14 protein-coding genes and 4 tRNA genes are annotated in these 18,182 nt (G+C 41.6%); 16 read left to right on the forward strand and 2 right to left on the reverse strand.

The features are described from left to right. Positions 1-62: 62 nt before the first annotated feature. Together glpX and QS795_RS06610 are read right to left on the reverse strand one after the other, a co-directional pair. A complete protein-coding gene (gene glpX / locus QS795_RS06605; RefSeq protein WP_286269548.1) occupies positions 63-1,040 on the reverse strand; it encodes a class II fructose-bisphosphatase in 978 nt (325 codons plus the stop codon). A gap of 174 nt (positions 1,041-1,214) precedes the next feature. Then, the gene (locus QS795_RS06610) at positions 1,215-2,138 is read right to left on the reverse strand and encodes an AEC family transporter (protein ID WP_036951272.1); all 924 of its coding nucleotides are present in this window, start codon (positions 2,136-2,138) and stop codon (positions 1,215-1,217) included. Positions 2,139-2,647: 509 nt separating this feature from the next. Between QS795_RS06610 and QS795_RS06615 the strand changes: the two genes are divergently transcribed. The 16 genes from QS795_RS06615 (at position 2,648) to QS795_RS06690 (ending at position 18,116) form a co-directional block, all read left to right on the forward strand. Beyond that, positions 2,648-5,410 carry a DUF2339 domain-containing protein gene (locus QS795_RS06615; RefSeq protein WP_286269391.1) on the forward strand — a complete coding sequence of 921 codons (2,763 nt, stop codon included), beginning with the start codon at positions 2,648-2,650 and terminating at the stop codon, positions 5,408-5,410. A 2-nt stretch (positions 5,411-5,412) separates the two neighbouring features. Beyond that, positions 5,413-6,942 (forward strand): DUF3999 family protein, encoded by a 1,530-nt coding sequence (locus QS795_RS06620; RefSeq protein WP_286269393.1) that lies wholly within the window; start codon positions 5,413-5,415, stop codon positions 6,940-6,942. Between the two features lie 61 nt (positions 6,943-7,003). Then, positions 7,004-7,414, forward strand: coding sequence for a GFA family protein (locus QS795_RS06625; protein WP_286269396.1), 411 nt, complete (start codon positions 7,004-7,006; stop codon positions 7,412-7,414). Between the two features lie 223 nt (positions 7,415-7,637). After that, positions 7,638-8,045, forward strand: coding sequence for a phosphate-starvation-inducible protein PsiE (gene psiE, locus QS795_RS06630; RefSeq protein WP_286269549.1), 408 nt, complete (start codon positions 7,638-7,640; stop codon positions 8,043-8,045). A 295-nt stretch (positions 8,046-8,340) separates the two neighbouring features. Further along, the gene (locus tag QS795_RS06635; RefSeq protein WP_036951266.1) at positions 8,341-9,894 is read left to right on the forward strand and encodes an AbgT family transporter; all 1,554 of its coding nucleotides are present in this window, start codon (positions 8,341-8,343) and stop codon (positions 9,892-9,894) included. Positions 9,895-9,910: 16 nt separating this feature from the next. Beyond that, the gene (pepT, locus tag QS795_RS06640; RefSeq protein ID WP_286269399.1) at positions 9,911-11,143 is read left to right on the forward strand and encodes a peptidase T; all 1,233 of its coding nucleotides are present in this window, start codon (positions 9,911-9,913) and stop codon (positions 11,141-11,143) included. Between the two features lie 229 nt (positions 11,144-11,372). Further along, positions 11,373-12,059, forward strand: a complete 687-nt coding sequence (locus tag QS795_RS06645) for a LuxR C-terminal-related transcriptional regulator (RefSeq protein WP_154639181.1) — start codon at positions 11,373-11,375, stop codon at positions 12,057-12,059. Next, complete coding sequence (uvrC, locus tag QS795_RS06650) at positions 12,026-13,858, forward strand: excinuclease ABC subunit UvrC (protein WP_286269401.1); 1,833 nt, start codon at positions 12,026-12,028, stop codon at positions 13,856-13,858. The genes QS795_RS06645 and uvrC overlap by 34 nt, the downstream gene beginning before the upstream one ends. A 56-nt stretch (positions 13,859-13,914) precedes the next feature. Further along, a complete protein-coding gene (gene pgsA, locus QS795_RS06655) occupies positions 13,915-14,463 on the forward strand; it encodes a CDP-diacylglycerol--glycerol-3-phosphate 3-phosphatidyltransferase (RefSeq protein WP_006657588.1) in 549 nt (182 codons plus the stop codon). A gap of 164 nt (positions 14,464-14,627) precedes the next feature. Then, positions 14,628-14,703: transfer RNA gene (locus tag QS795_RS06660), tRNA-Gly, on the forward strand. A gap of 25 nt (positions 14,704-14,728) precedes the next feature. Beyond that, a tRNA-Cys gene (locus QS795_RS06665) sits at positions 14,729-14,802 on the forward strand. 7 nt (positions 14,803-14,809) lie between these two features. Then, positions 14,810-14,896 (forward strand) — tRNA-Leu (locus tag QS795_RS06670). 100 nt (positions 14,897-14,996) lie between these two features. After that, a tRNA-Leu gene (locus QS795_RS06675) sits at positions 14,997-15,083 on the forward strand. A 242-nt stretch (positions 15,084-15,325) separates the two neighbouring features. Beyond that, a complete protein-coding gene (locus QS795_RS06680) occupies positions 15,326-15,484 on the forward strand; it encodes an MbeCy (RefSeq protein WP_154604110.1) in 159 nt (52 codons plus the stop codon). Between the two features lie 98 nt (positions 15,485-15,582). Beyond that, on the forward strand, positions 15,583-16,782 hold the full coding sequence (gene fabV, locus QS795_RS06685; RefSeq protein WP_154604109.1) for an enoyl-ACP reductase FabV: 1,200 nt from the start codon (positions 15,583-15,585) through the stop codon (positions 16,780-16,782). 131 nt (positions 16,783-16,913) lie between these two features. Then, complete coding sequence (locus tag QS795_RS06690; protein WP_286269550.1) at positions 16,914-18,116, forward strand: nicotinamide mononucleotide deamidase-related protein YfaY; 1,203 nt, start codon at positions 16,914-16,916, stop codon at positions 18,114-18,116. The last annotated feature ends 66 nt before the right edge of the window (positions 18,117-18,182 follow it).

Consider the following 18,182-nt stretch of genomic DNA (forward strand, 5'->3'; position numbering starts at 1 on the left):
TAAAATGAAAAGGGCGATAGATATATCGCCCTTTTTTAATGCATGATTATTCAAAGCATCCGTTATTTAAAATACCGATTGCTAATTAACTTCATCGAACGGTTATTGCCGTTGACTAAAATGGTGCTCGCGCTGCGGCTATGCAGATCATTCGAAATACCATTCATCAGCACTGTTGGGGTGATAGCCGTCGCCGAGAAAATTACATCGGACGTATTCACCATCATATCCAATGTTAAAATCTCTCCAATTTCGATACCCATCTGCTGGCAACGAATCGCTTCTTGCGCCGCTAACAGTTTATTTTGTTCGGTGTTTTCTTTGGCCTTATTTCGAGGAACAAGGCGCGCTTGCATGTCTCCACCTAATGCGCGGGCAATGGCTGCACTAATGATGCCTTCTGGTGCACCACCGATACCATACATCATATCAATAGGGTGCTCTGGTAAGATTGTTAGCAGTGATGCAAGAACATCGCCATCAGGGATAGTAATGACATTGGCGCCAAAGTTACGGATGGTTTTAATAATGTGCTGGTGGCGAGGTTTATCGAGAATGGCAATGTTAAGCATGGAAATTGGCTTATCCAATGCTGCAGAGAGAAACTCGAGGTTTTTTTCTAATGGATTTTTTAGGTGAACGGCATCTTTTGCTGCTGCACCGACGACCATTTTTTCCATATACATATCGGGGGCTTGCAGCAATGTGCCTGTTGGTGCGGCCGCTAAAACGGCAATGGCATTGTGCTCATTACATGCCACCATTCGGGTGCCATCAATGGGGTCCACCGCGATATCTAAATGATGTTCGCTAGATTGCTTGCCGACTTGCTCACCAATATACAGCATTGGCGCTTCGTCAATTTCCCCTTCGCCAATTACGATTTTCCCATGAAAATCAATTTCATTGAGTCGATTTCGCATGGCTTCAACCGCAGCGTTATCCGCGGCATTTTTATCTTGTTTCCCTACCCATTCAAACGCGGCAATGGCGGCAACTTCCGTCACTGACGCGATAGCAGACGCGAGTTCATCGCTAATTTTCATTTTGGTGTGATCCCTAGGACTAAAAAATTATCGCGCCTATGATACGTTTTTTGTGATCAACTTGGTAATTTTTTGGCGAATAAAACGGCGTTTTATTGAGGTTAAAGCGGAAGATTAAGGGATGGAAAGGGCGGAGCGAACTCCGCCATTTGAGATATCAAAGACGCATTACAGCATTTCGACGATGGTGATCCCGCCAATAATTGAAATCAATGCCGCAATGGTACTGAGTAATACGGTTCCCGCAGAGGTTTCAGTATAGGCTTTATTACTGATAGCTAACGCAGGTACAGCCGTTGCCGTCGGTAATACACCGATAATAAATGCCGCTTTTAATAAATCACTTTGTAACCCTAATGCGAGGCCAGTTCCAAGAATAAGCGCCGCCTGTACAAAGTTTTTCACAAAAACGTTAAAGATAATTTCTTTATTGATTGTGAGTTTAATACCGGAAAGTAATAAACCGAGGAAGAAGAGGGCCACACCACCTGCCGTTTTCCCGAGTTCATTGACTGAGTTTTGTAGGATTTCAGGTAATTTTACGCCACAAATTGCCAGAATTGCCCCTAAAACAGGCAGGAAAACTAATGGCTGAATGACGGCTTTACCAACAGACTTCAGAATACCATTGCCATTTGCTGATCCGCTGATCATTAATAAGGTAAATGGAATGATGATGACGGTATAAATTAAGTTACCGAGAACCATGGCAATTAAACCGGATGAACCGACAGTTGCCAGTAAAACTGGTGGCCCACAGTACGCCATATCTGGGAATGAAACAGACAATGCTTGCATCGCAGCATCGGTTTTATTGTGACGGAAAAATACTTTACCGACCACAAAACCAATGACATAGGATGCAATTAACCCGACTGCTAGTGCTATCAAGTAATCCACATTCAATAAAACTGAAGGAGGGGCTTGAACGGCAGCAAGGAATAATGCAAATGGTAAGGCGATTTTGACAACAAAGTCGGCAAACGCTTGCGAATATTCCCGTTTCACGAAGCCATATTTACCCGATAACCACCCTACGGCAAGACCGAGTACGATGGGACTTAGGGCTTCAAGTATTATGTGTAATAACATAGGTATTCCTTTGCGTTATTTAGGACAATACATATTTTTTAAATATATCGATAAAAGACAGTCGTTATTTGTTAAATAACTTATTGGTGAATTTGTCTATAAATTAATAACATAATCACACGAAAATACACCTATTATCTGCATATTTTCCCTAATAAATAAAAAGTATCAAAAATGGATTATTGAAATTAATAAGTTATTAATAAAGTAATAGGGGATTCAGTGGTGAGAAAAATAATTATTTGAAAATGTGTTTTTCTGGCCTAAAAAATATTAAAAATGTACTATCATTTTATGATAGTTAAATAATAAGATGATAGAATAGATTAATCCGCGAATACTCTTAAAAAGAGTTATTTTGTAACAGTTTGTTACCCACTGTTGGCAATTTAGTTATTCGTCTCTAAACTAGGACGATTATTGAATAATGTCGATTGATACTGTGTATTCTAAGATCCTGTTAACTAATCTTGGGTTACTGGCATTGGATTAAAGAAGGAAACCTATTTGTGGATACATGGATACTCCTAGGGCTCATTTTAATTGCGTTTGTGATAGTTGCCCCTGTGCTAGCTATCATAGCGATTAATCGCACGGGTCGAATGCAATACCAAATTAACCAGTTAAACCAAAAGGTTGCCTCGTTAGAAGCCGAAATAGCTCGTGATAACGGTCTTCAGCCTGTTCACGCTATTGATATGGATGAAGAAAATCCAGTATCCCATCAAGGTGATATCCAACATAATAAGTATCAAGTGGATGCACTTGAAATTGCAATCCAAGATACTCAACACCAAGATCCTCAACACCAAGCACCTCAAATTATGCCGCAGCCGGTGGCAGTGTCCAGTGACAAACAAGTTAATGCAGTTAACCCAAATCGTTTTGATAAGCCAAAGCCAAGTCAGGCGACATCATCTCAGAATAAAACAGAAGATAAATCCATTTTTGCCCATTTCTTCACGTGGCTAGTGACAGGTAATCCGCTGGCGAAGATAGGAATTTTATTATTATTTTTAGGCGTTGCCTATTTACTGAATTACAGCGTACAAAATGAGATTATTTCACCTGAGCTAAGGCTTGTCTTCAGTGCGGCAGGTTGTTTAGTTTTACTAGGTACAGGTTGGTGGTTACGCACGAAGAAAGCGTTATTTGGTCTGATATTACAAGGCGGCGCTATTGGCTGCTTATACATTACCGTTTTTGCCGCTTTCAAGTTATACACCATGATCCCCTATGGATTTGCATTTGCGGCGATGCTAATAATCTGTTGTGCAAGTATTGGGTTGGCATTATTACAGCGTACGATTAGCTTAGCAATTTTAGCGTCGTTAGGGGGGTATTTAGCGCCAATATTACTGTCCACTGGGGGCGGTAGCCATATTGTTTTATTCTCCTATTACTTAATGTTGTCGATAGGGATTTTAGTTATCAGCTTCTGGCAAGCATGGCGCCCGTTAAATTTAGTCGGCATGTTTATGACTTATGGCGTGGCAATACTATGGGGAATGGACAATTATCATTATGATTATTATCTATCATGTCAGCTATTTATTATTGCTAATTTGATTGTATTCAACGCATTAACTCAGTTATTCGCTTTACGCTTCGAACATAATAAACAGCTCGTTGTTGATAATACGCTATTATTTTTCCCTCCATTAATGAGCATCGCCTTGCAATTTGCTATTTCGGATGGCATCGGATTATTGCCAGCATTTATTTCTCTGCTTATCGGTTTACTGTATCTCATTGCCAGTTTACAGCTTCATAAACGCTTTAATGCTGCGGGCAATAATATGGCTCTAGGCAATATCATTATTGGGGCTAGCTTCGTCACATTGGCGGTACCGCTCGCCTTGTCATTTGGATGGACGACGATTGTTTGGTCATTACAAGGTTTCGCTATGCTGTGGTTTGCCCTCAATCAAGGGCATAAAAAATTAGCGTTGCTGTCGTCATTGCTTATTGCTGTTAGCGCTTTAATGATATTAAGTGACTATCCATATTATTATTGGAGCGATAATGTTATTTACATGCTACCGAGCCTGATAGCCGCTTGTTTCTGTGCTGGCGGGTTATTTCATGTACGCCAGAAAGACGCGAGCTATTTTACCGCGCTCAGTTATGCATTTTTGCTCCTTGGGTTATTAGTTTGGTTCGCCTGGGTGCCCGAGTTTACTGACATGCTGTCATGGAACAGTGAAACGGAAAGCTTAATTATTTTGGCTGTGGTGCTGATCTCAGCATGGTGCTGGCGTCTTGGTGGTCAAAAAATCAATTGGATACCATTAGTTTTATGCCAGTTTTCATTATGGGCAGTGGCTTACTATTACTTAACATTAGATTTTATTTATGCAGAAAATCCGATGGGGCGTGGTGAGGGTTCACTGATTTGGCCTGTTATCTTGGGCAGTTCAGTTCTGTATGTGATGCACGCTTATCGTACCCAAAACTTGTATATTCGACGTGGAATGCACGTTGCCAACCTATGGTTAATTATTGGGTTTGGTGCGACGCAAGTTAACTGGTTTGTGGCTAACCTTCCGTGGGGAATGCACGAACTGGGTTACTTTATCTACATTATGTCGATAACCTTAGTGGTATTAATTCTCTACTGGTTGCAACATAACAAATTTGTACCAATGCGCCGTAAAGGCTTGTTGTATTGGTATAGTCTATTACCACTTATGGCAGTGCTGGTGGTGCTTTCCTATTGGTCAAACTTTGAAGATGGCAAACTCACGTTTTGGAGTTACGTCCCATTAGTTAACCCGCTAGATGAAGCGGGACTATTTAGCATTGCAGCGTTGTTATTGATGCGCAAAGGTTTTATCGAGAAACTAAGAAAAATAACGCCTATTGAAATTGGGGTAGTGAAAGGTTTAATGGTGGTGATCATTGGATTAGCTATCTTCTGGTATAACGGCATCATTCTTCGTGCGACAGCTGATTTCGCGAATATTCCTTGGAATGAGAATATCTTATTTGATTCGCGTCTCGTTCAAACGGTGCTTTCCATTAGCTGGGCGATAGCCGCGCTATTCTGCATGGTGATTGCAGCCGTGAAGAAAAGTCGAGCATGGTGGTTTGGTGGTGCAGCGATTTTTGCTTGTGTGATCGCAAAACTATTTCTTATTGATGTGTATGGGCAGGATGGCATTTCCCGTGCGGTCTCCTTTATTGCCGTGGCGGTGTTGATCTTGGTTGTGGGTTATTTTTCCCCATTACCACCAAAGCATAAAACGGACATTGAGGTACAGGATAAATAGTGATGAACTGCATGAAAATAGCCGTGAAAAACCTAACAACATTAGGTGTATGGGGCGCTCTCTTTTCCTCAATATGCTTATTATCATTTGGAAGCTATGCTAGCGATTTTAAAGTCAATGACCTTAGCGCTAATGATTCTAAGCAAGCAAGCCCTTACGATTTTTATCAAGGAGAAGAGCTTACCACTCCGGATAGAAGCAGCCCGTTCTACTGGTTAGAGTTACCCGCAGCAGCCTATATGGGATCTGCGTATCCAGATACTCTGCAAGATATTCGTATTTTCAATGGAACAGGGAATGAAATTCCAACGGCGTTATTTTTCGATACCAATAAATCTGTTGCGACGACCAATGTTAAATTTAATTTTCAACGCTTAGTCACTCGTGCAGATAATGTGAACCCTAACGATGATGCTCAATTTGATAGCCAATATATACTGGTGGAAGCTGAGCCAGGTAAAACAACCCGTATTGAATTGCCGAATTTACAACGAAAAGATAAAACCAATTATCAAGCCTATTTACTGACGCGTGATCAACTCAAAGACAACGGTGTTTTATCGACTTTAGATTTAGGTTGGGCTCAGAATAATCAGGACTGGCAAGCCAAAGTTTTTGTTTATTACAGTACTGATAAGAAAAACTGGGTAAATATTGCGTCGAATCAACCTGTCATGAGCCTGAAATTAGACTCAGGCGTTGTGGCGAGTAATACCATTGAATTATTAAGAGGGGAAAGTACTGGCCCCGTCGCGCCATACTTGATGTTAGTAACAGTTAGTGCACCAGAGAGTGATACTCCACTTCTTCAATCTGTGACAGGATTGCTGTATGTGATGAACTCTTTCCATCGCCAGGAATCTTTCCTCTTTGAAGTGACGAATGATGGTATCACTCGAGAGCAAGTGATTTATCGCTTGCCAACGCCGCAACCATTGAATGAAATCAGCATTAAGCTACAACAATCTAATCGCGTGGTACCGCTGAAAATAGAATATATTGCCAATAGTGATGAGGAGTGGAAATTGTTGGCGAATGTGATGGTTTTCAACCAAATCAATGATGGTGATAAAGCGAGCAATTCTAATTTAATGATCCACGATAAGCAAATTAAAGGGCTTAGAATAACGGCATTAAAAGGCAGTTGGGATGAGTTGCCACCTACGATTTATGGGTTGCGTGATGCCGTGAATTTGATTGTGAATATACAAGGAGCTTCGCCTTATTTGCTTGTGTGGGGAAATAAACAAGCCACCTTAGATAATGTTAACTACACTCAACTTATTGGTAAGAATGAAAGTGTTGAAAACGTGATGGAGGATTTCCCTGAAATCACAACGACAGGTAAAGTATTGGAATTAGGTGGTGTGGAGAAAAGAACCCAAGATAAGCCCGTGGAAGAAGGTTTACATTGGATGACTATCGCATTATGGGTGTTGCTTGTTGTCGGTATTTTCGCGCTGCTTTATTTCTGCTGGTATCTTTTCAAAGAGGTTGGGTCATCAAATAAATCCAACTCAGACGATCTTTAATTAAAAAAGGAACCTTAGGTTCCTTTTTTTGAATCCATCTGCATCAATAGAGGACTGGATCATGCCTAAAGGACAGTGTTTATGTGGGTCAGTAAAACTGACTATCAATCAGCCTATCGATACCGTTCATGTTTGCCATTGTGGCATGTGCCTAAAATGGAATGGCGGCCCAGGAATGACCATTGGCTATGAAGGTGAGCCTGAAATTGAAGGTAGCGAGTTCATTACTCGTTTTGCTTCATCAGAATGGGCTGAAAGGGCTTTCTGTAAGCAGTGTGGTACTCACCTATTTTATCATTTACATTCGCCGTCAACGTATTACCTTTCAGCCCCGCTATTTGAAGAAAGCAAAAATGCTAAAATGGGAACACAAATTTATATTGATTGTAAGCCTAGCTATTATAATTTTGTTGAAAAGACGCCAATGCTAACTGAGCAAGATATATTAAACCTATTCGCCAATAAATCCTAAATCCCAATCTTATAGCAGGTATTATTGCCTGCTATTTATCTTAAGGTAATCTAAGCATTCATTTGTAATGTCAGCGTCAAAAATTTCAATTATAATTAAGTCATTCTATTTTGTTTTTTTTACATAACGTTGAAAGGTTATGCTTAATCTAAGGTAAATGGAAAAAGTAAATTATCTATTTTAAACGTAGAGAGAGTAACCCGAGGAATGATTAATGAATAATATGAAAGGAATGCGCCATGCGAGTAATATCGCTTGGGTATTACAATGGGTTCTTAACGCAGGTTTAATTGTGCTTGCTGCGGTGCTGGTTTTCTTCTTGGCAAAAGAAACATTTACGATGGCATCGTTAATGTTTGGAGGAAACCAAGAGGCTAAAGCGTATGAGCTTTTAGAAGGAATTGTCATTTATTTTCTGTACTTTGAGTTTATTGCCTTGATTATAAAGTACTTTATGTCAGGTTATCATTTTCCATTACGCTATTTTATCTACATTGGTATCACGGCCATTATTCGCCTCATTATTGTTGACCACAGTGATCCAATGACTACGCTGCTGCATGCTGGTGCTATTCTAGTTTTAGTTATTGCTCTTTTTATTGCTAATACTGAAAAACTAAAACGAGAATAATAATCTTTAGATTAATTTATCAATTACGCTAAAGGGAATAATAATCATTTCTTTTAGCGTGAGCTTAAATAAATAAAAAAATGACTTAAGCAATATAAAGCGAGAGTAAACATAAGCTAAAATAAAATTTCAGGTAGTTGGATTTAGAATAAAACTAATAATATAAGCATTATTAACTAGAATGATTGTCTGCTTTTTATTCTGTTAAAATAAAGTAAGAAAGTGTTTTACTTTTCTAAATGGGTTATTTACTGTGATAAAGTTTCTATTCTAATAACATAAGTAACTTGCAACTATGACAACTAAAACACTACCTCAGAAAAAGGGTTTTTTAAATCGTGTTGAGCGCATCGGGAACGTTATGCCAGATGTGACAATGCTATTTGTTTACGCCCTAGTAATATGCTGGTTTTTATCCTATCTACTCTCATTTGTAGATTTCAGTTATCACCATCCTATTTCTAAAGAAAAAATTTCCGTTATTAATATGTTTCAGTATGAAGAAATCATATTATTTGTGACATCAGCGGTTAAAAATTTTATTAATTTCCCTCCTCTCGGAATAACAATTGTTGCCACCTTAGGTATTGGGATTGCAGAAAGTAGCGGCTTTATTAATACTGCGCTGAAAAAAATGCTTTCTTTTATTTCACCTAAAATGTTGACCCCAACTGTTGTGTTCGTCGGGATCGTCTCTCACGTTGCTTCTGACTCAGCCTACGTTATTTTGATGCCAGTCGCGGCAATGATGTTCTATGCCAGTGGTCGCCACCCTTTAGCGGGTATTGCAGCGGCATTTGCTGGTTTGGCGGGTGGATTCACAGCAAGTTATACGCCATCGATTATTGACCCAATCATGCAGAGCTTTACGCAAGATGCCGCGCAAATGTTAGCGCCAGGCTACAGTGTAAACGTGCTGTGTAACTATTTCTTTAGCTTGGGCGGAACCTTCGGCGTTATTTTTACTTGTTGGTTTATCACCGAAAAAATCGTTGAGCCGTGGTTAAATAAAAACGCGCCAATCACCAAATCTGATGTTGATACGGATGCTGAGCAAGATTTAGGTAAAATCACACCGCAAGAGCATCGCGCGTTCCGTGTTGCTGGGTTAATGGTGATTGCATTAGGCGTGGGGTTATTTGCGCTGTTATGGCCTGAAAATTCACCACTACGTGGTCCAGACGGCAGCTTAACCAGCCCGAAAGCCCCGATCATGCAGATTGTTGTGCCATTATTGTTCATCTTCTTTGCACTACCGGGCATTGTGTACGGTTATATGACCAAATCTTTCACCTCGACCAAAGATGTGGTTAAGGCGATGGAAAATATTACCAAATCACTGATCCCATTTATTGTGTTTGCTTTCTTTGCGGCGCAATTCCTGTATTCGTTCCAACACTCTAACTTAGGGACATTATTAGCCTTATCGGGTGCGGAATTACTGCGAACTTTAGATATGCCATCGGGAATGACGGTATTTGGGGTGATTTTATTAACTGCCGTGTTAAATATCATGATCACGTCAGCGACTTCAAAATGGGCGATTATGGCGCCAGTTTTAGTACCAATGTTAATGGCAGTCGGAATTTCGCCAGAATTAACCCAAGCGGCATTCCGTGTAAGTGACTCCGCGATGAACGTAAGTACACCAATGTTCCCGTTCTATCCGCTGATTTTAATGTATTGCCAAAAATATTATAAAAATGCAGGTATCGGAACCTTATGTTCCATGATGATCCCATTCACCATCGGTTTATTAATTACCTTAACAGCAACACTGTATCTGTTCTGGGCATTCGATATTCCAATCGGTTTTGACAGCGGTTATACATGGCAGCCTGCGCAATAAGTAAAAGGTATGAGAAATGAAAGAATTAGGTAAGAAGTTAGAAGAACGTTTTTATCGCTATGTGGCAATTGAAAGCCAGAGTGATGCAGCGAGTTCTGTTGTACCAAGCACAGAAGGTCAGCGCGAACTGGCAAATCTTCTGGCAAAAGAGTTAGAAAGCTACGGCTTGAAAGATGTGTATGTTGATGAACATGCCATTTTATATGGGATGCGTCCAGGTAATAAACCGAATGCCCCTAAAATCGGGTTTGTGGCTCACTTAGATACTGTCGATGTAGGTTTATCTCCGGTGATCAAGCCGCAAACATTAAAGTATGAAGGTGCTGATTTATGCCTGAATGCGCAGGAAGATGTTTGGTTTAAAACCGCTGAACACCCAGAAGCTACAGCGTATGTGGGTGATGAAATTATTTTCAGTGACGGAACCAGTGTTCTGGGTGCGGATGATAAAGCGGCGATTACGGTTGTCATGGAGCTGATGGATAAGCTGCAAAATGCAGACTTTGACTGTGGCGATATCTATGTGGCGTTTGTGCCAGATGAAGAAATTGGTCTTCGTGGCTCTAAAATCATGGATCTTTCTCGCTTCAAAGTGGATTTTGCTTACACCATCGATTGCTGTGCGCTCGGTGAAGTGGTTTTTGAAACCTTTAATGCGGCTTCTATTGAAGTGGAAATTAAGGGGATCACTGCTCACCCAATGTCAGCGAAAAACGTATTGTTAAACCCAATTCGTGTGGCACATGATTTTATTGGTTGTTTCGATCGTTTTGATACGCCGGAACACACTGAACACCGTGAAGGCTATTTCTATATTACAGATCTAGCCGCAAACCCGAACGAAGCGAAAATCAAAATGGCGATCCGTGATTTTGACCGCCCAAGTTTTGAAGCCCGTAAGCGTTTCATTGCTGAAAGTATTGAACTGATTCGCACTCGTCATCCACGTGCGAAGATTGAGTTCAAAATTGATGATGTGTATAGCAATATCAGCGATTCAATCGGTGAAGATCGTACTGCGGTAGATATTATTCTCGAAGCGTTAAAAATTCATAATATCGAGCCAAATATCATTCCAATGCGTGGAGGCACTGACGGCTCAGCGCTGTCTGCTCGGGGAATTGTGACACCAAACTATTTTACGGGAGCGCATAACTTCCATTCTCGCTTTGAATTTTTACCAATAACTTCATTCGAGAAGAGTTATTTAGTGTCTGAAACGATTTGCCGCCTTGTCGGGCAAAAGTAGTTTATACTTGATTTAGCTTTAGCTCGTTTAAAGTAAGAGCATTAAAACAGATAGCTGCTAATTATTTAGCAGCTATTTTTTTGAGATTAATTTATTCAAGTTTTAAATGTTATTTAATGAACTATCATTGGAATAATAGTTTTAAATCTTGATTTAAAAAGAAGATATGACTTATTGATTTTTTCATTTATTATCCTCTCATTATGGCTGCAAGTAATAGGAGAGGTATTTGATTAATATAATAATTATTGATGATAGTAATATTTCGATTCGAGGTATTGAAGCGATACTCACTCGAAATACTCGCTATAAAGTTGTCGCAACGTTTCCTTCTTTAGACCCCGTGATCACGTGGAACCGACAAAATAAAGCAAATGTTATTTTGATTAATCGGGAACATTGCCATTTTGATTCATTAAAAACTTTCACGACAATCCGCCGTACTCAACCTGATGTTGGGCTCATTATCTTCAATATTCGTCATAATGATATGTTTGTTGTGAAAGCATTGGATATTGGCATTTTTGGCATATTGAGCGCCAGTATTGCAGAAGAAGAGCTTATTGAGGCTCTGCAAATAGTGAATGCGCGTCAACGAATTATCTCTCCTGACATTGCTCAACAGCTGGCTTTACAAAGATTAAATCAACGTGAACAGTTAGATATATATGAATTGCTTTCCGCAAGAGAGCTTGAAATTATGCTCATGATCACAAGAGGGCTTCCGGTTAAGCATATTGCGGAGTCATTATCTTTAAGCCCAAAAACGGTAAATACCTATCGATATCGAATGTTTGGTAAACTTAATATCTGTAGTGATGTAGAATTAACACATATAGCAATTGGTTATGGTTTAATCACCGCAAAACAGGGTTCATCAGGGTGGAACAACAGTTTGATCCAAAAGTTTTCTTAAAAACAGTCACAAACCAACCCGGCGTTTATCGTATGTACGACGCTGGGGGAACCGTGATTTATGTTGGGAAAGCGAAAGATCTGAAAAAAAGGTTATCGAGCTATTTCCGTGAGAATGTCGGTAGCCGTAAAACAGAGCAACTCGTCAAGCATATCGCCTCTATCGATGTGACGGTAACCCATACCGAAACTGAGGCGCTATTGCTGGAACATAACTATATAAAGTTGTATCAGCCTCGTTATAACGTCTTGCTACGAGATGATAAATCTTATCCCTATATTTTTCTGAGTAGCGAAACACATCCTAGAATTTCAAGCCACCGCGGTGCGAAACACGGGAAAGGGGAGTATTTTGGGCCATTCCCAAGCTCTTATGCGGTGCGTGAAACTTTAGCGGTGATGCAAAAACTGTTTCCCATCCGCCAGTGTGAAGATAGCGTTTATAGAAACCGTTCAAGACCTTGTTTACAGTATCAAATTGGTCGCTGTTTAGGGCCGTGCGTGAAAGGTTTAGTGACGGATGAGGAGTATGACCAGCAAGTCAATTATGTCCGTCTTTTCTTGACGGGTAAGGACAAGCAAGTCTTGACTGGGTTAGTCGAGCGCATGGAAAAAGCGAGCCAAGAGCTGCGCTTTGAAGATGCCGCGCGTTTTCGTGACCAAATTCAAGCCGTGCGTGCGGTCACAGAAGAGCAATATGTGTCAGGCGGTGATGATGACCTCGACGTTATCGGAGTCGCATTCGATTCTGGTTTGGCTTGTGTTCATGTTCTATTTATTCGCCAAGGAAAGGTTCTGGGCAGTCGAAGCTATTACCCAAAAATTCCAGCGGGGACTTTATTAGAAGAAGTGGTTCAAACCTTCTTAGGGCAGTTCTATTTACAAGGTAGTGAAAACCGCACATTGCCAGGGGAAATATTAATTGATTTCCCATTGACGGAAAAAGAGTTGCTGGCGGAATCGTTGTCTGGGATTGCGGGCCGTAAAATTAATATTCAAAGCCAGCCACGAGGCACCCGTGCCCGCTATTTAAAACTAGCTCGAACCAACGCTTCTATTGCGCTATCTACCAAACTGGCGCAGCAGTCGACGATCCAACAACGCATGGCTGCGCTGTCAAAAGTCGTGAATATAGATAATATTTCGCGCATGGAGTGTTTCGATATTTCCCACACGATGGGCGAGCAAACCGTGGCCTCCTGTGTGGTGTTTGATAAAACAGGTCCTGTGAAGTCAGAGTATCGCCGATACAATATTACGGGGATCACGCCTGGGGATGACTATGCTGCAATGCACCAAGTGCTAACTCGTCGTTATGGTAAACATCTGGATGAGAGCAAAGTTCCCGATATTATCTTTATTGATGGTGGTAAAGGGCAGCTGGGTCAAGCGCGGGATGTATTTAATTCCCTTGAGGTGGATTGGGATAAAAACCATCCTTTATTAATTGGGGTTGCTAAAGGTAGCGACCGTAAAGCAGGGTTGGAAACGTTGTTTTTAAAACCCGAAGGTGAAGGTTTTGCGCTTCCCCCTGATTCACCGGCATTGCATGTCATCCAGCATATTCGTGATGAGTCACATAACCATGCGATTACGGGGCATCGCCAGCGCCGTGCGAAAGTGAAAAATACCAGTGCGCTTGAATCTATCGAAGGGGTGGGGCCAAAACGCCGCCAAATGTTATTGAAGTATATGGGGGGGTTACAACCTTTGCGTAATGCGAGCATAGAAGAGATCGCAAAAGTGCCCTCGATCTCATACGCGCTGGCAGAAAAGATTTATAATGCATTGAAACAGTAGGTATCTTAGGGCAACATACTAAGGTATCCGTCTTGGACAAAGAGTTAGTGAGCGCGATGAAATTAAATATACCAACGTGGTTGACCTTATTCCGTGTCATCCTGATACCGTTTTTCGTATTAGCATTTTATCTTCCTGTCAGTTGGGGACCTTTCGCTTGTGCGCTGATCTTCGTGATTGCCGCTGTAACGGATTGGTTCGACGGATTTTTAGCGCGTCTATGGAAGCAAACGACCAAGTTTGGTGCTTTCCTCGATCCTGTTGCCGACAAGGTTATGGTTGCAACCGCTTTAGTCTTAGTGACTGAAAGTTACGATGTTTGGTATGTCACTTTACCTGCAGCAACCATGATTGCTCGTGAAATCATTATCTCTTCACTCAGAGAGTGGATGGCAGAAATTGGTAAACGTAGCAGTGTGGCTGTTTCTTGGATCGGTAAGTTCAAAACTACCGCGCAAATGATGTCGCTGGTGGGCTTATTATGGCGTCCAAATCCGCTGATCGAACATCTGTCTATTGCTCTTTTATATGTGGCTGCAATTCTGACTTTCTGGTCAATGTTCCAATATTTAAAGGCTGCGTGGGGCGATTTGAGCGAAGCGTGATCGAAATGATTGAAAAAACAGCGAACGATCCAATTATTTCAATAATTGTATTGACTCGATAGGTGAAATCAGTAGAATGCAACGCATCGAACGGCAACGTGGTTTACGAAAATAAATAAGTAAATCAGCCAGTTTGAGAGCAGAAACTGAAAAGTGAAGCTTAAGCGGGAATAGCTCAGTTGGTAGAGCACGACCTTGCCAAGGTCGGGGTCGCGAGTTCGAGTCTCGTTTCCCGCTCCAAATCTTGAAAAAGACTAGGGTGTAAGGCGCGTTAGCAAAGCGGTTATGCACCGGATTGCAAATCCGTGTAGCTCGGTTCGACTCCGGGACGCGCCTCCAAATTCTAGCCCAGGTGGTGAAATCGGTAGACACAAGGGATTTAAAATCCCTCGGCTGTAAGGCTGTGCGGGTTCAAGTCCCGCCCTGGGCACCATATTCAGTAAATGGACCAATAGGTCCATTTTACTTTAAAGATTTAAACTAGTTAGTAAAGTTAACAACTAGATATGCAGTAAAGCAGTATTAAAAATTTGGCCCAGGTGGTGAAATCGGTAGACACAAGGGATTTAAAATCCCTCGGCTGTAAGGCTGTGCGGGTTCAAGTCCCGCCCTGGGCACCATATAAAACTTCACTGAGTTTAATCAGTAAGTTAGAAAAAGAAGAAGCCACCCAATGGGTGGCTTTTTTGCGTTTTGAATATAAAAATAATTATCGTTTTTCAATGGGTTCTGCGAATCCTGTTTTTTGTCATTTTTCTCCCATTTTTATCAAGATCCCGAAAGACTAAGTAAAAATAAGTAAGTCAGACCCATCCCACCTTGAACTGTGCCAATATCAGCGTTTTAGAAAAAGGAGAGGGTGATGTCTAATATGAAAACTGAAATTGTGGTTGTCCGCTTAACGAAGCATGAGCGTGCGATGTTAGATGCGATAAAAACCACACCATTACTTGCAGATTGGTTGAAAGCGCTCGCTTTTTCTCAAGTAGAACAGCACGAAAAGAGTCAAAATCCTAAATAAACTGGTCTGTTCACTATGTTTCTTGCCTATACATCTTAAGTATAAGGTGAATATCAGGTATATTAGTGTTCGATTGTAAGCTACCAAGAAAAATTACTATGATTATCAAACCTAAAATTCGTGGTTTTATCTGCACTACAGCTCACCCAGCAGGCTGCGAAGCCCATGTTCGTGAGCAAATTGCCTATGTGAAATCTCGTGGTGAACTGAAAAATGGACCGAAAAAGGTTCTGGTAATTGGTGCATCCACTGGTTATGGTCTGGCTTCTCGCATCAATGCGGCTTTTGGCAGCGGTGCAGCGACCATCGGTGTTTTCTTTGAAAAGCCGGGCAGTGAGAGCAAAACAGGTTCCGCAGGCTGGTACAACGCAGCTGGTTTTGACAAAGCAGCGAAAGAAGCGGGTCTGTATGCGAAAAGCATCAACGGTGATGCATTCTCTAATGAATGCCGTCAAACCGTAATCGACTTGATTAAACAAGATTTAGGTCAAATCGATTTAGTGGTTTATTCACTGGCTTCCCCAGTGCGTAAAATGCCTGAAACGGGTGAAGTTGTACGTTCAGCATTAAAACCAATTGGCGAACCGTACAAATCTGTTGCGCTGGATACTAACAAAGACGTGCTGATCGAAGCCGTTGTTGAACCGGCCAACGAGCAAGAAATCGAAGACACCGTGAAAGTGATGGGCGGTCAAGATTGGGAATTGTGGATGAACGCATTAGCGGATGCGGGCGTTCTGGCTGACAATGCACAATCTGTTGCTTACTCCTATATCGGTACTGATTTAACTTGGCCAATCTACTGGCACGGTACATTAGGCAAAGCGAAAGAAGATTTAGATCGCGCAGCCCATGCTATCAACGAAAAAATGGCACAGAAAGGCGGTTCCGCACATGTTGCTGTACTGAAATCTGTGGTCACTCAAGCGTCTTCAGCAATTCCTGTCATGCCTCTTTACATCTCAATCGTGTTCAAAATCATGAAAGAGCAAGGCATTCATGAAGGTTGCATCGAGCAAATTCAACGTCTGTTCGCAACGAAATTATTCAGCGGTGAAACACCAGAAACTGACGAGAAAAACCGTCTGCGTCTGGATGACTGGGAACTGCGTGATGATGTGCAAGAAACTTGTCGTCAAATCTGGAAACAGCTTAACGACGACAACATCAATGCACTGACTGACTATCAAGGCTACAAAGCAGAATTCTTACGTTTATTCGGCTTTGGCTTAGATGGCGTTGATTACGAAGCAGACTTAAGCGGCGAAGTTAATTTTGAAGTGAAAGAATTAGTTTAATAGATAACTATCTATTTCGCTGAAAACCCCGAGCGCTGGTAAAACGGTTCTCGGGGTTTTATTTTTTGAGCTCTAGGATAATAATGATCAAATTGGTTTTTCATGGTGAGCCTCAAAAAGGGAGCGCAGGGATGTTGATTGTAGAAATGTTAAGTACTGGTGATGAAGTGCTGCATGGCCAAATTGTTGATACCAATGCGGCTTGGCTAGCGGATTGTTTGTTCCAGCAAGGAATACCGCTGCATAGCCGTACAACAGTCGGTGACTCTCTTGATAGCTTAGTGGAAACATTTATCGAACGTAGCCATCATGCAGATGTGGTTATTGTTAATGGTGGGTTAGGCCCAACGAGTGATGATCTCAGTGCCTTAGCGGCTGCAACCGCTGCAGGCGTACCACTTGTTGAGCATCCTGAGTGGATTGCGGTAATGGAAAGCTATTTTACTGCTCGAAGACGTGAAATACCGGCTACCAATCGTAAGCAGGCCATGTTACCCGCCAATGCTGAACTTATTGATAATCCTGTGGGAACAGCTTGTGGTTTTGCGCTGTATCTTAATGATTGCTGGTTCTTTTTTACACCGGGCGTCCCTTCTGAATTTAAAGTCATGGTTAATGAACAGATCATTCCTCGTTTACGTCAAAAGCTTACGTTGCCAGAGCCACCAATTTGTTTGCGTCTAACCAGCTTTGGTCGCAGTGAAAGTAGTCTTGCAAGGCAGTTTGACCCACTTGAATTACCAAAAGAGTGCGTGTTGGGTTACCGCTCTTCAATGCCAATCATTGAATTAAAATTGACAGGGCCTGCAAATCAACGCAATGCGATGGAGCAAGTTTGGCGAGTCGTGAAAGCGGGTGTCGGTGATAATAAAGTATTCGAAGGAACCGAAGGTATTGGCGCGTTAGTGCAGGAAGCGCTTGAACAACAACAGCTTTCGGTTGTGACTCATGAACAGTTCAGCGCGGGTTTACTCTATTGGACATTGAATGCAGCAAAAGTATCTGTCACTCAAGGGAATATTGAAAAATCGGCAGTGCAGTCGGATTTGGCCACATTAGTCCAAACTGCAAAAAATAGTCGGTCGCTAAATCAGTGTGAGATTGGTTTAGTGGTTGGTGACTATCATGAAGGCGTGTTATCTCTAGCGCTATCAACACCAACGGGCAGTTATGCTCAGAGCGTAAATTATTTACCTCGTAATCACTCAGAACTCGAAAAACAGCAGGTTAGCGTGATGTTAATGTTGGATATGCTATCCCGCTGGCTAGAGGGGCGGCCAATCATTGGGGACTATGAGTGGTTAGAGCAAATTCAAGTGATGGAAGTTAGCTAAAGTAATTAGCGTGCCGTTAGGATTATTTGCAAAGCCACCCTCAATGAAAATGGGGGTGATTAGTAT

The organism is Providencia zhijiangensis, assembly GCF_030315915.2.
Taxonomy (GTDB): Bacteria; Pseudomonadota; Gammaproteobacteria; order Enterobacterales; family Enterobacteriaceae; genus Providencia; species Providencia zhijiangensis.

Bases quoted from the DNA above. Each gene is read 5' to 3' on its own strand.
- QS795_RS06610 (WP_036951272.1), bottom strand. From the start codon at position 2,138: ATGTTATTACACATAATACTTGAAGCCCTAAGTCCCATCGTACTCGGT.
- QS795_RS06620 (WP_286269393.1), top strand. From the start codon at position 5,413: ATGAACTGCATGAAAATAGCCGTGAAAAACCTAACAACATTAGGTGTA.
- QS795_RS06625 (WP_286269396.1), top strand. From the start codon at position 7,004: ATGCCTAAAGGACAGTGTTTATGTGGGTCAGTAAAACTGACTATCAAT.
- psiE (WP_286269549.1), top strand. From the start codon at position 7,638: ATGAAAGGAATGCGCCATGCGAGTAATATCGCTTGGGTATTACAATGG.
- QS795_RS06635 (WP_036951266.1), top strand. From the start codon at position 8,341: ATGACAACTAAAACACTACCTCAGAAAAAGGGTTTTTTAAATCGTGTT.
- pepT (WP_286269399.1), top strand. From the start codon at position 9,911: ATGAAAGAATTAGGTAAGAAGTTAGAAGAACGTTTTTATCGCTATGTG.
- pgsA (WP_006657588.1), top strand. From the start codon at position 13,915: ATGAAATTAAATATACCAACGTGGTTGACCTTATTCCGTGTCATCCTG.
- QS795_RS06680 (WP_154604110.1), top strand. From the start codon at position 15,326: ATGTCTAATATGAAAACTGAAATTGTGGTTGTCCGCTTAACGAAGCAT.
- fabV (WP_154604109.1), top strand. From the start codon at position 15,583: ATGATTATCAAACCTAAAATTCGTGGTTTTATCTGCACTACAGCTCAC.
- QS795_RS06690 (WP_286269550.1), top strand. From the start codon at position 16,914: ATGTTGATTGTAGAAATGTTAAGTACTGGTGATGAAGTGCTGCATGGC.